This window comes from Bradyrhizobium sp. CCBAU 45394, from assembly GCF_028128655.1.
Taxonomy (GTDB): Bacteria; Pseudomonadota; Alphaproteobacteria; order Rhizobiales; family Xanthobacteraceae; genus Bradyrhizobium; species Bradyrhizobium diazoefficiens.
This window is the reverse complement of record NZ_LBIX01000159.1, coordinates 35,694-49,455: the sequence shown is the minus strand read 5'-3', so window position 1 is coordinate 49,455 and position 13,762 is coordinate 35,694. Positions and strand designations below refer to the sequence as shown.

Below are 13,762 nucleotides of genomic sequence, written 5' to 3'. Positions count from 1 at the left end.
TGCGCGCTTCTTGCGCGCGAGCTTGTTTCTCTCTCAGAAACGGGGGCACACGGGATCAAGGGAAGGAGCGCATCGCTCGCCTTACGCGTCGGCGTGCACTCAGCCCTCACTCAGTGTTGCTGCCGCTTATTAGCAACCGCCGTGCCAACGCTGACCGCGCTCCTTAAGCTTCTGATTACGTTTCTAAAAACCAACCAGCCGGTGAGTGATCCTGGCTGTTTTGGATCTGCGCGGCTGTCAGAAAACTAACAACGACCACAACCATCAACGCGAAATGCCGATTTGGCGGGACCTGTTCCGATGCCTTCAGGTGTGGAACGGAACTTGCCGCTCTTCTCGCAAGCCGGGCGATTTGAGGAGAGTGAATATGTCGGTCGAGCTCGAAACCTGGCGGACCAGCGGCGAGTGTTGCACATACGGTACGGCGCTTGGTGCGCTGACATTGGAGATGATCGGCAATAAATTCGAATGGGCTCCCGGAAGCAGCAGCGCCGCGCGAATCGTTCAGCTAAGCGCGTCTACATGGATATGTCGTGGCGACAATGATCTTTTAGCAGAAGCCCGGCTGCGCCACTAACGCGCGTCAGATTCAAGCGCTGAAGTCCGCCGGTCACGACGTGATCGCCGAAGACATCTTGAAGGAGCCATGGGATGCGGAGGAATTGCGCGTTCTTCTTCGGCAATATGCCCGTCGAATCCTGGTTCAACCGAGCCGCACCCCGTATCAAGTCAGGCGAAGTCAATCCCGATACTATCGACGCGGCAATCGCACTCGCATTGATGGTAGGCGATCCGCTCCTGATACGACGACCGCTGATCGACGTAGACGGGGCACGATGTGCCGGACTCGATCATGAGCCCGTGCTGTCACTGCTTGGTGGCAAGACGCAAAATGATGTCGAGGAATGCTTGCACGAAGCAAACCGCACGCGTTGTCCGCAGAGGTGAGGAAACGGCGGAGCGCCCCCCAAACCATCAAACGAAGCAAAGAATGACGTTTCCCACTTCCGGCTTCCTTCACGGGTAGTAGTCGACAGGACCTTCGCTGAGACGACCCGAGCGAGTGGCTGCTCCGCAAGGCGGCATCGCCCATATTGCGCTCGAATGCCGCACTTCTCGCCTATGCAGTGTGTGAGAGGCCGCCGCAGTTGCCGCCTTTATCACGCATAACCTCCGTGGCCCGGATTGGTTCAGAGTACCAAGCCGAGAGGCAGTTTTTTGAAGAGATTCGGCTTAGACGGATTCTTGAATTGAATAACGATCAGAACAGACCACCACGCTTCCCGGCCGTGATCCTTATGCAACTTAGCGGCATAATTGCGCTATGGCCGCTCCCATTTTGATCGGTATCAAATCCTTCGCCATTCCCGCTGTGTGACAGAGATCTCGCGCGGCTCTTCGCGCGGAATTTGGAATGGAGAATAAGATGAGAACAAGGACAGTTCTGACGACGGCATCGCTCCTCGCGCTCGCGACCTCGTTGGCCAGCATCTCGGTACTGGCCGCGGATCTGGGTCCGGCGCCGGTCTACTACAAAGCGCCTCCGATCGAACCCTTCAATCCATGGATGATTCGCCTGCGCGTGCTCGGCGTTTTGCCGGATACCGCAGGCAGCTCGGTCAGCGTTGCCGGGGCGCCCCTGCTGTCCTCACCAAGTTCTGGGCTTTCGATCAGCGAGCAAGCCATACCCGAGCTCGACATCACCTATTTCTTCACAAAAAACGTTGCCGCCGAACTCGTTCTCGGCGTGACCAGCCATCACATCAGCGGCAATGGCGCGCTCACTGGGCTCGATATCGGCAAAGCCTGGCTGTTGCCGCCAACACTGACCCTGCAATATCACTTCACCGATTTCGGCCCGCTCAAGCCCTATATCGGCGCGGGCGTCAACTACACCGCATTCTTCAACCAATCGGCAGCCAATACGTCGCTCGGCGGTCTTGCCGTAACGGATTTGCGCATCAGCAACCAATTCGGCGCGGCGGTCCAATTCGGCTTCGATTACATGCTTGATCGTCACTGGGGCCTCAACTTTGACGTGAAGAAGCTGTGGCTGCGGCCGGAGTACTCCGCGACCGTAAACAATGCGATTGCCGTCACCGGGCGCGCCAATATCGACCCATGGCTCCTCAGCGGCGGCGTCACTTACAAATTCTGACGCTAGAACGGGACCAGAAAGCGGAATCCGTTTGATCAACCCGGACGCGGCGAGCTTATCGAGCGCGTCCCCTAACCTCACCGCAGTGCAAGCGGGGAGTGAGATGACGAGCCAACGACGCGTCATCTCGCGAGACGCGGGGAGCCATTCGCAGCATTGCTCTCGCTGTGAGCTACGGATCGCGCGGCATGGAGTGACGGTACACAAACAGATCGACCCAGCATATGATCATATTCTTCTTTCGTCGCGCATTGCAAAGGCGCCATTTGCTTATTGGGCCGGAGAACAAAGGCGGCACGCCGCGCCAAGGCAGACCGGGAGCGTGACGCCCCCGCTCAACCTCAGGCGATCCGAGCTCCGAGCGGCCAGCTCATGGATGGACAAGCCGTCCATGCTTACTAGCCCGGGCAAATGGCCGCTAAGCGAAGCCTCTAGCTTCGCTTTAGCACCATCACAAGGCGGTCGACACGTTTGCCCTGCTTGAGGTGGGAGTTTACGATTTCGTCAACGTCCTCAGGCGTGGTCGCGCGATACCAGACTCCGTCGGGATAGACGACCATCAAGGGACCACAGTTACAAAAGCCAAGGCAGCCTGCCATCGTGAAGCCAACATCGTTGAGGCCTTGCGCTTCGATCGCCTTGTCCATTCGATCCCACAGGGTTTGCGCGCCGGAGGCGCCACAACTGCCGTGCGGATGAGTTGGCGGACGCTGCGTGTGGCAAGCAAAGACATGATGCCTATAAAGTTGAGGAAGTTCGAATTCGGTTTCTGAGTTCATGCGCCTACCCTGTGATCAATCGGCTTCATCTGAAAGGAGACAAGGTGTGATCACATCGCCCCCACAATCTATTATGATTGAATGCCGCATCGACCGATTAATGCTACTGATTCCCACTCGCGCTTGCGAACGCAGGCGAAATGAGCGGGCGCCATAGTTACTGTGGTCGCTGAAGATCAGCGATAGATATCTTCGCGTCCGAAGCAGCCTCCTTGATCAATTCCAACCTTCATCATCGCGATACGCATCACTTGCTCACCATCCAACTTCTCAAAAGCAAGTTGCACACCAGACGCGTAACGTTCGTTTCTGAAATGATCCCTTGCTCTGCCTGGCGCGACTCACAATTATTGCCGAGGTTGCGACAATGTCGTTCGCTTCTGTTTCGGACACGACAAACCTCGCATAGCGTTTGACCTCCCGCTTCAACCTTCGGCAGCTTGTACGCAGAATGAGCTAGACTCTCGGTTATTTTTCCCAGCTCTTGCGCTATCATATCTTGGAATGAGCAGCGATCTTCATGATCTTCGTGCCGCCTATCGAGGAGCCTTGATCCTCGACGATCGCGCGGTGGATCGAGCGCTCCGTTCTGCCATGGGGTGGTCGGCTAGCCGCACCGTCCGGCGCGAGCCCACAGCATCTTTTTCGCCCTGAAGCTGGACGCTGCGTTCCGCTGCTGCCGATCTATCGTTTGCCTCAATAGACAGCGGCTGTCGCGAAGGCCCCAACGAGGCAGGGATGATCGCCGAGCCACCTTTTGGGACTGCAGACCAAGCCGGCCGCAATCCCGATTGGCAGCAACGGCAAACCGGCAACCCAGCGGTCCCAGATTGGGCCCACGCTTCGGACGATACATGTCAAGACGCGCTTGCAGCGGCAAATGCGGAACAACGAGCACGTGCTCATTAATGCATCTGCTCCTAACTGGTCCCTAGCTGACGATGGTGGCGCCATTCGCTAAGGACGTCGCACGAGCTGAGGTTTGGCATTGCAGTTGCAACGCAGGCAATAACGCCAGCTGCGCCGGCCGCCAAAGACTTCTGACACAGGATCGTCATTCCTCCTGCCTAAACGGTCCTGTCAGTCTGGGTCCCCCCAGACGATGCCCTCGGCGAACTTCCAGCCGTCGGGGGCATTTCCCGCTCGAACATACCGCCGGCAGCAGGAAGCATCTCCTGCCAGCCGGCTCGATTTTGGCGAGCTAGCGCAAGAGCAGCTTCTTGGTGCGGCGGAGGTCGCAGGGTGCAAGGCCGCAATCCGGCGGGCTGCCTGTTTTGTCTCACAAGTCAAAAGCCGTGACACGCATCCGCGCTAACGCTCACGAGTACGACGGCCTCATCCGACGGCAAAGCGCCCCAGGCAGCTTGAGACGCTCTCATGCGGACAACGGTTGACGTAACTAAAATAGTCGTTGCCGAAGGTGCGCACCACAATAATTGGAAACGGCCGGCTCTCGCCACTATCATCGATCTGCGACAGGCTAAAGCCCATGGCGCCACTCCGCTCGATGGCATCGGCCGGACAGACGGCGAAAACCTCGATCTGATCGCTCATCAGGTTGCGGATTATCCGTTCGCTCATCCCGGCCCCGCAGTTTCCTGCTTGAAAGCATCGATCGCAGTCCGGCTCAGCCGAAAAATCCCACGGCCACGAGCGAGCGGCCGATAAGCCGAGCTGGCACGGGCGTTGAGGACATCAAACCATTGGTTCGGCGTGAGCTTCGCCGGACGCTCGCTGATTTGGATCACCCTCCCGTTCGGACCGAAACGGACGTGGATTATGACTTGTTGCGAGTTCATACCGATCCCCTGTTTTGGTAACTTTGACGATTCCCAGCGGAAACCGAGACTGTCGACTGTGATGGGCTTGGTTTCTGGCACCTTGGCGCGTGGGGCTCAAGCCGCGCCTTGGACGCGGCGCCTTTGCTACTATCGAGCAGGTCTTCTTCGCGTTCGCTTGGAGCATTTCTCTTGCGGCCTTCCCAGACGAGTACATTCCTCGAGCGGCATCCGGCGCGCTCCCGCATTTGTGTGGATCACGAGCTGCGCCCGACAACGCTGCCACAAACGACGTATCCTCGATCCTCTTGCCCATCTCTCCCGATGACAAAAACTACGATCATCGCCATTCAATCCTCGTGCTTCCGTGTCGTGGATGACGATCATCTCAGTAGATCGCTGCACCCGCACCCACGTTGATCGACGCATCTTTCATGGTCTCGACGATAAACTCGATCTGCTTGTTCGCGAAATGGGTGTGAAACGGAAGCGCCAGAGCGCGATCGGCCATTTTTTCCGTAACCAGGAAATCGCCACGCCGATAGCCGAAGTCAAAGTAGTGCCGTTGCAAATGCAGCGGTTGGCTATAGGCGGCGGATTCAACCTGTGCGTCGCGTAGATCATCGATAATGGCGGCGCGCCCCGATCGCGTGGAGCGTGTCCCCAGATGAACGAGATAAAGCAACCAGCTCACCTCGGTCACATGGAGGCCAACATAAGGCGGCTTGATGCCCTCAAATGATTGCATATGTACGTTGTAAAGCTGCTCGACCAACCGACGCCGCTCCAGGATTTCATCGAGACGCTTCAGCTGCGCCAGGCCCAAGGCAGCCGCGAGATCGCTCATGCCGGCCTGGTAAGGTGCCGTGCTCCCGACAACAACGGAGGAGCGCTCGTCCAGACGATGGACGCGATGGCGACGCAAGCCGACCGCGATGTCGATATCATCGGTCACCACCACTGCGCCTTCGCCACAGGTTGGGGCCGCCGGCTGGGCAAAGTCGAACACCGCGAGGTCGCCAAACCGGCCGACGAGCTCAGCCTTGTAGCTCGATCCGATCGCCTCAGTGGAATCCTCCAAAAGCAGCAGCTGATGGCGCTGCGTGACCGCGCGCAGTTCCGACCATGGCGCGGGATGACCGCTGGGATTGCCGGCGACGATCGCCCGCGTGTTGGCCGTGATGCGCTCTTCGGCCTTCGCTGGGATCAATGCTCCGGACCAATAGTCGATATCGGCAAATACCGCTCGTGCGCCTGCGAGATTGATTGCATGCGCGGTCTCACGAAAGGAGTAGGGCGAGGCGATAACTTCCTGCCCCGGGCCGATGCCAAGCGCCTTCAGCGCAAGCAGGAGCCCGATGGTACCACTCGAGACCGCAACAGCATATTTGCGGCCAAGATAGGCTGCGAAAGCGTGCTCAAGCGCCTCAGTGATCTGCCCGTTGGAGATTTGCGGCGAACACAGCAGCGTTTTCACAGCAGAGAGCTCGGCGAAGGTGATATCAGAATCGGACAGTGGAACGAAAAATTCATTTCTCTCCACAGTGTGCGCGCCATCCAGCCGATACTCTTCTAGTTCAGTGCTCACCGCCCAACATTCCTTTTGGCCAGTACGATGCCGGTGGCTCGCATCGGATCGGCCGTAATCTGCACGCAGTGATCCGATCCATCGAGGAGATGAAGGTCGAAACGAGGAAACTGCCGGAACGGCTGATCCGCTACATCCGACGCATCACAGCGCACCCAAGCAAGCTGCGGAAAGCGGCGCCGCAGCTCGACAAACGGACCCATCTCGGTGCCATCGGCTGCAAGCAGCCGCTCGATTTCGATCAATTCCTCCTCGGTGAGCGCCATCGTGGCTCCTCTATGACTCGTCGAAGGTGGTTCGTCATTGCCAGAACAGACGCTCCGGATCCGCGTTCAAGTCGTCGATTGCAGAAGTCAAGCGATGGTAAAGGCTGTAAAACTCCCAGATTCCTCGCGCGTGATTCTTGCAAAACAGCTTCCAGATCCCGCTCACGGGATCATAAAGAATCAGCGCGACATCGATGAGAGCGCCATCCTTGTCGATGTTGTGCGAGCAACAGGGGCTCTCGACGAGGTAGCCGCCCCTCACCTGCGTCACGTTCGGCGAGACGTAGAGATAACGCTTGCGCGAGCTCAAGCCGCGCTCGATCCGTTTGCGATCGAGCTCGTTGGGGTGAGGCACCAGCCCGGCGTTTACCTTCCTCATCAGCGCGGCATTCATAGCGAAAGCCTCCCTTCAAAGCACTGTGATTTCTTCTTCAAGACAGCCGATGAGCAGCTGCTCACCAGAATCGACAATATAGATCGGCACGTTCGCGTCGGTATGGATAGCGACGTTGATGATCTCGCCGGTCGCTCCGGCGGCGAGCAAGACTCCCTCGGGCTCCGTATTGGGAAATGAGCGGTCGTTGACGAGGTCGACTACGGTTTTGACCCGCTGGCCCCGCCGATACTTCGGAAAGCCGGGCTCAGTCATGACTCCTCCGGCAATGGCAGATCATCGATCTCCTCGCAGGCGTCCACCGGCTCTAGTTCCTTGCGCTTCATGCCAACGCGGTAACCGCTTTCCAGAAACTCGACGCCATAGATGTAGAATTGCTGCAGGAACGTGCCGATCGAGACGACGTAACCCACCTCTCCCTTCTTGACTAAGACGTCGCCAATCTCCTTGCCGCGATAGGTGCCATCATTGCGGATGGTGCGATTGGCTCGCAGCTTTTGGCCAAAGCTGAAGACAGGCGGGTCGCTGAGCTCGACGACGTCGCTGTCGCGAACAATGCTGTTCATGTACCGCTCCTCATGCATCGCTTCCTCGTAGAGATGCAGGGACGCCGCGTGGCCCACCGCAGGCGAGATCCTGCATCACTTCGTGCTCGCGCGGCATCGTCAGTCATATCGACGATCGCAGCGCTGCCTGGGAGGCCGCTCTCGCCATCGAGAAGCGCCTTTAGACCGCCGCGCAGAATGAAATGCTCCAGGGCCGTGCGGCCGACCAGCAACAGCACTATCGCAAGGCAATCCAGAGCAGTCGTCGTCCGTGAAGGGGACCGAACGTCGGCGCCTGCGACGCCCCCAACGCGCAGCACGAAGCGTGCGACGTTTTCAGCACCAGCTCTTGGCATGCCGTTCATGGGGGCTCACGCTTTAGGCTGGCGCTTGGTAGCGAGGTAAGGACGTATCAACCACGCAGGTATTGTCGACCGGACAGGCGGCGACACATTGCGGCTCGTCGAAATAGCCAACACATTCGGTGCATTTCGCCGCTTCAATCACAAAGTCCCCCCCCTTCTCCGAGATGGCAACGTTCGGGCATAAGGGTTCGCAGGCTGAGCAGCTCGTACACTGCGAGGCGATGATCTTGAATGGCACATATTCCCCCTTACGCCGCAGAGATCAGAGCTCCTTGCCGGATCGCGGCGTCGCCGCGCGGCGCGTGCTGAATCTCCCCGCGTTTCACCTGGTCCAGATAGGATCTGAACCAGGCGATCGCCGACTTATCAATGAACTCATGGGCGAATCGATCGACCGGCTCGATCCCCGCCTTGATCAGATTGCTTTTCGGGCAGCCGCCGATCTTGGCCACGAAGACCGCATGGCAGTCATGGATGCCACGCATAATGGCGGAAAGCCTGTCCTCCTCGCCATAACCGCCCTGGCAGTAAACGTCCACGCGCCGGTGGCCGACGAATTTGGCGCCGGTTGTAGAAAGTTCGTACACCTGAAATTCCTTTGCATGCCCAAAGTGTTCGTTGATCAACCCCGAGCCCTTGGTTGCGACGGCCACCAGAAGAGTGATCGCGCTCATCTCTCCGGCCAATTCCGCAAGCTCCCTTTGGCCGGCCGCGACTTTGGCGGCACGCTCATCCTCTACCCTGTCCTGATAAGCCTTGCGCATCTCTAAGTCATATTGGACGTCCATTTTCATGACCTGATCGGTGGTGAACTCTGCGCTGCGATCCTCCCCGAGTAGACCGACCGCATCGGCGCGGCACTGGCGGCAATGCCGCATCATGTTTATCTCCCCTTCACAAGCATCTTGCAGCGTCTTCAATTCCTGCGCCGTCGGTCCGCGCTGACCGTTGAGGCCAAATACTGTGCCGTGCTCGGGCGCGGAGATCAGCGGCATGATATTATGAAGGAAGGCACCGCGCGACTTCACCGCCTTGTTGACCTCGACCAGGTGGTCGTCGTTGATGTTTGGGATCATCACCGAGTTGACCTTGCACAGGATACCTCGTTCGCTAAGCATCTCGAGGCCTTGCAGCTGGCGATCGGTGAGTATCCTTGCCGCGTCGATGCCGGTGTAGCGCTTGTGGTTGAAGAAGATCCACGGATAGATCTTGGCGCCGATTTCGGGATCGACCATGTTGATGGTGATGGTGACGTGCTCAATTTTGGACCTGGCGATGGTATCAATATAGTCCGGCAGAGCCAGTCCATTGGTTGACAGACATAGCTTGATGTCGGGAGCCACCTTGGCGACCAGCTCGAACGTTTTGAACGTCTTTGCTGGATTGGCCAAGGGATCGCCGGGACCAGCGATGCCAAGCACCGTCATCTGCGGAATGGTGGTCGCGACCGCGAGCACTTTTCTTGCCGCCTGCTCAGGGGTAAGCTTCTCGCTCACCACACCCGGACGCGATTCATTGGCGCAGTCGTATTTTCGGTTGCAGTAATTGCACTGGATGTTGCAGGCTGGCGCGACCGCGACATGCATGCGGGCGTAATGATGATGCGCTTCTTCGCTGTAACAGGGATGGTTCTTGACCTTTTCCCAGATTTCGGTCGGCAGATCGGCTTGGCCGGCCCGCGAGCCGCAGCTCGCCTGCCCGGTCGTGGCCGAAGCGCAGCAGCCCTTATGCTCGGCGGCGGGCTGCATCATCTTGCCGTTATCCACTGCAGCTTTGACATATTTTCCGCGTCCGACGACCGCGTTCATTTTCATTTTCCCTGCAGGCATCATCGGCCTCCCAGGACCATCCGTGAGCGAGCCTCAAGCAGCTGAGTAGCAACTTGCATGCCATGGCGGAGACGATGAAATTGCAGCCATACGCCAACGAGTTAGCGGAAACGATCGGCGCTGGCGCATGTAAGAACAGTAATGATGCGCGTGTTGACGATGCGACAGGTACGTCGTCATTCTCACGCAGAGCTCCATGACTTGCGCATTCATTCTCGCGCCAAGCTCGCCGGAACCCGACTCCATCTGAACGGATTTTCTCGCTATGCCGATACGAGCTGGGGGATGCGGGCTTCAGAAGGCCACTAATGGGTCAGCAGTATCTCAACCGCGCGAGGGAGCCCAATCGCAAGCGGCGTCAGGCCTTGCTCGAGTAGAAAGCGGAGCTCATTGCGAGAGAGCGCGTCCGGATCAACGATCGCATAGTGGGTGTCGGCCGAGCGCTTGATGATCTGCCGCGCATAGCTACGCAACAGCTGGTCGTTGAAGCGACAGCCGATGAAGAGAAAGGTCTGTCCGGTTCGCCTTTCCTTGATGATGTCCGGAATTGGCGTCTGAATGTCGATTTCGGTCAACGCCTCGACATAATCAGCGTCGGAGACAAGGAAATTGTTGGCCGGCTGCACGCTGCCATGCGGCTTGTACAGCACCGTCGCCCAGCTGCCGGCCACGACACTGTCGACCTCTTGGCCAACCGGATCGTAAAAGCGATACCAGCGATTCTCGCCAATACCTGCGCGGGTGATACCCTGCACTTCGCCCCATCCATCGCGCTTACCCAGCGCCGCGCGCATGGCGTCATCATACCACGCGTCTACTATGACGGGCAGCGACAGGGACGCAAGATGATGGTGCAACCGCGTCGGCTCGACTGGCCGAGCGAAAGCCTGTGTCATCAATGCGGTCACGGCGGACCGATGTTTGCTGATCTCGATATGCTGCGCCGACGCCCACGCATTGCCCCTAGCCCGCCGCGGCAGCGGAACCTTGCTGGCGAAGAAGCCGGCCAATGCCTCTGGTGTGGTCGGCACATCGGATCTGCACAGTTCGGCGAGGCCAGGACCGAGATAGGGAATAATGCTGGCGGCCCTCAGGCCGGCAGCGATGTCCACGAGAGTGGCCTTTGCATCGGCCGCATGGACAAAGTCGATCTGCGGGGGCGCCTTCACGGATCGTCCCCTTTCTCGCCTCGTTTTTTAGCGTTGATTGTGATCGGTAACCGTGTGTCGCTCGCCATCTCGGGCAAATCGAGCACCCAGCCATTGGCTACTTTGATCCAGCCGCCCCATAGCGTCTCGTACTCGGATTCCACGATTGGCTCTTCGAGATCCTTTTTTGGCACGTAGATCGACAGGCCCGCGTCCGGAGACCGGCGGATCATGATTTTCACGAGGTCAACTCCCCGACTGTGACGCAGGAGGTGGCGCGCAGGCGAGCCACGATGTCGGAAACTGCGCACACGACCTCATCGACCTCCGCGAGGGAGGTTTCACGCGACAGAGAAAAGCGTACCGCGCCGCGCATCCGCCACGCCGGCACCTGCATGGCACGCAGAACATGCGATGGCTGCATTGAGCCGGAGTTGCAGGCTGATCCGAGCGACACGGCGATGCCCGCCCGATTGAGATGGTGGGCGATGGCTTCGCCTTCGAGATGGTCGAAGGCAATGTTGGCCGTGTTCGCTAACCGATTGCTGATATCGCCGAGCGAAACGCACTCGCCATTGTGCAAAATTCCCTGCTCGAGGCGGTCGCGCAACGCGCCAATGCGAAGGCGCTCCGGTTCGAGCCGCTCCGCCGCAAGCTCGGCAGCCTTTCCCAGGCCGACGATGCCGGGAATATTCTCAGTCCCGCCGCGGCGCCCTCGTTCTTGTGATCCGCCGCAGATCAGCGGCCGGAATTTTGTCCCTTTGCACAAATATAGCGCGCCGATCCCCTTGGGACCGTGCAGTTTGTGGGCGGATAGCGACAGCATGTCGATCGCACTGTCCTTTAGGTTGACGCGCACCTTACCGATGGCCTGGACCGCATCGGTGTGAAACAGCGCGCCCGCCTCACGGGTCAACCCGGCCAGAAACTCCACAGGAAACATCGTTCCGGTCTCGTTGTTGGCCCACATAACCGAAGCAATCGCTGTGCGTGGCCCGAGCGCGCAGCGAAACGCCTCGATGTCGAGCCGGCCGCGGGAATCTACGGGTACGATGTGCGTCTTGACTCCTTTGGTCGCCAATTGCTCGGTTAGCGCAAGAACGGCGGAGTGCTCTACCGAGGTCGTGACGATCTCGTCGCGGTCCTCCTGCGTCGCAAGCGCAGAGAGGACCGCGGCATTATTGGCCTCGGTCCCTCCCGAGGTGAAAACGATTTCATGATCGCATGCGTTCCCTAGCAGGCCCCGCAAGCTACGCCGGGCCTGCCTCAGAGCGACTGCGACCTCGCTGCCAAAGGCGTGCGTGGACGAGGCATTGCCGAATTGCTCGGTGAAGAACGGCAACATGGCTTGCACGACGGATGGATCGGTCCGCGTCGTTGCATTGTTATCGAGGTAAATCGGCACTCGATTTTCGCTCAATCCACTGCCTCGGCTGCAGCAGCAACGGGGATTAGTTTATCGACCAGCCGCGCCTGAATGCCTTCCAGCGTCACGCTCGAAAGCTTAGAGAACATACAGGCACCGGTTAGCCTGACCATAATCCTGCCATCGATGCCGATCCTCTGACAGTCGCCACCGTCGCGTGGCAGATTGGGTCGGATCTCTTCGAGAGCGCCGCGAATACGACGCGCTCGGTCTGTCGCAGTGCACGATAATTGCCTCAGTTGTTCTTCGGCCTGCATGCTTCGATGTCTCCTCCTCATCAGCTGAACGATTTTTTCATCAGCTGAACGATTTTCCGCAGGAGCAGTTCGCGGTGGCGTTCGGGTTATGAAAGGTAAAGCCAGAGCTCTCCAGTGCCATCACGAAATCGATGGTCGTGCCGACCAGATGCTCGCGGCTCTTGTTATCGACGAACACCTTCAGCCCGTCGCGTTCGATCACGGTGTCGTCAGGCTTCGGTTCCTCGGCCAGATCCATCTTGTATTTGAATCCATTGCAGCCGCCTGGTTCGATCATAACGCGCAGACCGCCGGTCGGGTGGGTCGACGATGAAATCGCGCTCTTGATTGCATTCACTGCGCTATCCGTCAGATTGATCACGGCTTATCCTCATCAGCTTGGATTTAGCTGCCAAGGGCAAGTCACGTGCCAGCGTGCAGACGCTTGATGCTGCTCACTTTTTCGGATCGCGCCTGTTGGCTTTGGAACCGGTGTCGGGTTCCTGACGAGGTTACTTTCGGCGATCGCAGCCCACTGACGCGTTTTCTTTCTAAGCTACGCCGAAGGCCGCTACACATGCGACGGCAAGCAATTTGCATCGCATCAGGCACCGGCCAAGGCGTCGGTGAAGAGCTTAGATCGAGGACGACTTTAATGACTGCAATCGAGAACACCGCACTCGGCAGACTTGAGAAGGAGGGCCGCCTGCTCAATGCCGTACTCAAAGGCGGGACGACCAAGCCGGGCCGGTTCGGCTTTCGCGGCGACGTCGCACTAAAATTCCAGACTCAAGTCGCGGACGAGAAACGGCCGCCGGACTATTCGATCGAGCAGGTGTTGACAATCGCGCAGGACGGAGAATGGACTATTCCGGTGCTGGCCGGCTACCTGCACTCCTTCGCGTATCTTGCTGACGTCGCGACCGTCCTTGACGGTGCCTTAAGCCCAAACGGCAGCTACTTCATGTTCTGCAACAACATAGATTTGCTAGCGAAATACCAAATCAAGCTCGGTGATATCAATTTCCTCGTCCTACCGTGCGATGAATCCACCGTTTGGAAGGAGATGATGGATCTGGTCGGGCTCAACAAGGACGACATCAAGAAGCTCGATCCGGGCGGCAAGCTTGATTGCCTCCTCGATGCCGCAAGGGATCTCGATCTGTCCTATGAGGAGATCTCGTACGACGACGGGCTAAAGAGGATAGAGCCCGTGAAAAACCGCAACGAGAACCGGCCGGTCTGAGCGC

The 13,762-nt window shown here is 58.4% G+C and carries 17 protein-coding genes and 1 pseudogene; 4 read left to right on the top strand and 14 right to left on the bottom strand.

What is annotated here, in order from left to right; translation table 11 throughout:
* Positions 1-367: 367 nt before the first annotated feature.
* The 3 genes and pseudogenes from WN73_RS18820 to WN73_RS18810 all read left to right on the top strand — a co-directional run bounded on the left by WN73_RS18820 (position 368) and on the right by WN73_RS18810 (position 2,158).
* The gene (locus WN73_RS18820) at positions 368-577 is read left to right on the top strand and encodes a hypothetical protein (RefSeq protein ID WP_271554238.1); all 210 of its coding nucleotides are present in this window, start codon (positions 368-370) and stop codon (positions 575-577) included.
* A 10-nt stretch (positions 578-587) separates the two neighbouring features.
* Positions 588-948, top strand: a pseudogene (locus WN73_RS18815) (ArsC/Spx/MgsR family protein).
* A 466-nt stretch (positions 949-1,414) separates the two neighbouring features.
* Complete coding sequence (locus WN73_RS18810; RefSeq protein ID WP_271554236.1) at positions 1,415-2,158, top strand: OmpW/AlkL family protein; 744 nt, start codon at positions 1,415-1,417, stop codon at positions 2,156-2,158.
* Positions 2,159-2,589: 431 nt separating this feature from the next.
* Here WN73_RS18810 and WN73_RS18805 read toward each other — a convergent pair whose 3' ends face one another.
* From WN73_RS18805 to WN73_RS18735, 14 genes are all read right to left on the bottom strand, one after another.
* Complete coding sequence (locus WN73_RS18805; protein ID WP_271554234.1) at positions 2,590-2,937, bottom strand: (2Fe-2S) ferredoxin domain-containing protein; 348 nt, start codon at positions 2,935-2,937, stop codon at positions 2,590-2,592.
* Between the two features lie 1,335 nt (positions 2,938-4,272).
* Positions 4,273-4,491 (bottom strand): hypothetical protein, encoded by a 219-nt coding sequence (locus WN73_RS18800; protein ID WP_271554233.1) that lies wholly within the window; start codon positions 4,489-4,491, stop codon positions 4,273-4,275.
* A 612-nt stretch (positions 4,492-5,103) separates the two neighbouring features.
* Positions 5,104-6,258, bottom strand: a complete 1,155-nt coding sequence (locus WN73_RS18790) for a DegT/DnrJ/EryC1/StrS family aminotransferase (protein WP_271554272.1) — start codon at positions 6,256-6,258, stop codon at positions 5,104-5,106.
* Between the two features lie 41 nt (positions 6,259-6,299).
* Positions 6,300-6,569 carry a hypothetical protein gene (locus tag WN73_RS18785; protein WP_271554231.1) on the bottom strand — a complete coding sequence of 90 codons (270 nt, stop codon included), beginning with the start codon at positions 6,567-6,569 and terminating at the stop codon, positions 6,300-6,302.
* Between the two features lie 34 nt (positions 6,570-6,603).
* Positions 6,604-6,963, bottom strand: a complete 360-nt coding sequence (locus WN73_RS18780; RefSeq protein WP_097669278.1) for a DUF3024 domain-containing protein — start codon at positions 6,961-6,963, stop codon at positions 6,604-6,606.
* 15 nt (positions 6,964-6,978) lie between these two features.
* Positions 6,979-7,218 (bottom strand): nitrogen fixation protein NifZ, encoded by a 240-nt coding sequence (locus WN73_RS18775; protein ID WP_271554230.1) that lies wholly within the window; start codon positions 7,216-7,218, stop codon positions 6,979-6,981.
* Positions 7,215-7,529: a nitrogen fixation protein NifZ gene (locus WN73_RS18770; protein WP_097669310.1), complete on the bottom strand. Its 315-nt coding sequence runs from the start codon at positions 7,527-7,529 to the stop codon at positions 7,215-7,217. Before WN73_RS18770 ends, WN73_RS18775 begins: the two co-directional genes overlap by 4 nt.
* A 357-nt stretch (positions 7,530-7,886) precedes the next feature.
* On the bottom strand, positions 7,887-8,111 hold the full coding sequence (locus tag WN73_RS18765) for a 4Fe-4S binding protein (RefSeq protein WP_271554228.1): 225 nt from the start codon (positions 8,109-8,111) through the stop codon (positions 7,887-7,889).
* Between the two features lie 10 nt (positions 8,112-8,121).
* Entirely contained in the window at positions 8,122-9,681 is a 1,560-nt protein-coding gene (nifB, locus tag WN73_RS18760) for a nitrogenase cofactor biosynthesis protein NifB (RefSeq protein WP_271554227.1), read from the bottom strand.
* A 326-nt stretch (positions 9,682-10,007) separates the two neighbouring features.
* Positions 10,008-10,871, bottom strand: coding sequence for an SIR2 family NAD-dependent protein deacylase (locus WN73_RS18755; protein WP_271554226.1), 864 nt, complete (start codon positions 10,869-10,871; stop codon positions 10,008-10,010).
* Positions 10,868-11,092, bottom strand: a complete 225-nt coding sequence (nifT, locus tag WN73_RS18750; protein ID WP_097669282.1) for a putative nitrogen fixation protein NifT — start codon at positions 11,090-11,092, stop codon at positions 10,868-10,870. Before nifT ends, WN73_RS18755 begins: the two co-directional genes overlap by 4 nt.
* Entirely contained in the window at positions 11,089-12,270 is a 1,182-nt protein-coding gene (gene nifS / locus WN73_RS18745; protein ID WP_097669283.1) for a cysteine desulfurase NifS, read from the bottom strand. Before nifS ends, nifT begins: the two co-directional genes overlap by 4 nt.
* Positions 12,267-12,533, bottom strand: coding sequence for a NifU family protein (locus WN73_RS18740; protein WP_097669284.1), 267 nt, complete (start codon positions 12,531-12,533; stop codon positions 12,267-12,269). Before WN73_RS18740 ends, nifS begins: the two co-directional genes overlap by 4 nt.
* A 40-nt stretch (positions 12,534-12,573) precedes the next feature.
* Positions 12,574-12,894 carry a HesB/IscA family protein gene (locus WN73_RS18735; protein WP_097669285.1) on the bottom strand — a complete coding sequence of 107 codons (321 nt, stop codon included), beginning with the start codon at positions 12,892-12,894 and terminating at the stop codon, positions 12,574-12,576.
* A gap of 273 nt (positions 12,895-13,167) precedes the next feature.
* Here WN73_RS18735 and WN73_RS18730 point away from each other — a divergent pair, with 273 nt between their 5' ends.
* The gene (locus WN73_RS18730) at positions 13,168-13,758 is read left to right on the top strand and encodes a hypothetical protein (RefSeq protein WP_097669286.1); all 591 of its coding nucleotides are present in this window, start codon (positions 13,168-13,170) and stop codon (positions 13,756-13,758) included.
* Positions 13,759-13,762 lie beyond the last annotated feature (4 nt).

Excerpts from the sequence above, each read along its gene's own strand:
- WN73_RS18820 (WP_271554238.1), top strand. The coding sequence starts at position 368 with ATGTCGGTCGAGCTCGAAACCTGGCGGACCAGCGGCGAGTGTTGCACA.
- WN73_RS18810 (WP_271554236.1), top strand. The coding sequence starts at position 1,415 with ATGGAGAATAAGATGAGAACAAGGACAGTTCTGACGACGGCATCGCTC.
- WN73_RS18805 (WP_271554234.1), bottom strand. The coding sequence starts at position 2,937 with ATGAACTCAGAAACCGAATTCGAACTTCCTCAACTTTATAGGCATCAT.
- WN73_RS18800 (WP_271554233.1), bottom strand. The coding sequence starts at position 4,491 with ATGAGCGATCAGATCGAGGTTTTCGCCGTCTGTCCGGCCGATGCCATC.
- WN73_RS18785 (WP_271554231.1), bottom strand. The coding sequence starts at position 6,569 with ATGGCGCTCACCGAGGAGGAATTGATCGAAATCGAGCGGCTGCTTGCA.
- WN73_RS18780 (WP_097669278.1), bottom strand. The coding sequence starts at position 6,963 with ATGAATGCCGCGCTGATGAGGAAGGTAAACGCCGGGCTGGTGCCTCAC.
- WN73_RS18775 (WP_271554230.1), bottom strand. The coding sequence starts at position 7,218 with ATGACTGAGCCCGGCTTTCCGAAGTATCGGCGGGGCCAGCGGGTCAAA.
- WN73_RS18770 (WP_097669310.1), bottom strand. The coding sequence starts at position 7,529 with ATGAACAGCATTGTTCGCGACAGCGACGTCGTCGAGCTCAGCGACCCG.
- nifB (WP_271554227.1), bottom strand. The coding sequence starts at position 9,681 with ATGAACGCGGTCGTCGGACGCGGAAAATATGTCAAAGCTGCAGTGGAT.
- WN73_RS18740 (WP_097669284.1), bottom strand. The coding sequence starts at position 12,533 with ATGCAGGCCGAAGAACAACTGAGGCAATTATCGTGCACTGCGACAGAC.
- WN73_RS18730 (WP_097669286.1), top strand. The coding sequence starts at position 13,168 with ATGACTGCAATCGAGAACACCGCACTCGGCAGACTTGAGAAGGAGGGC.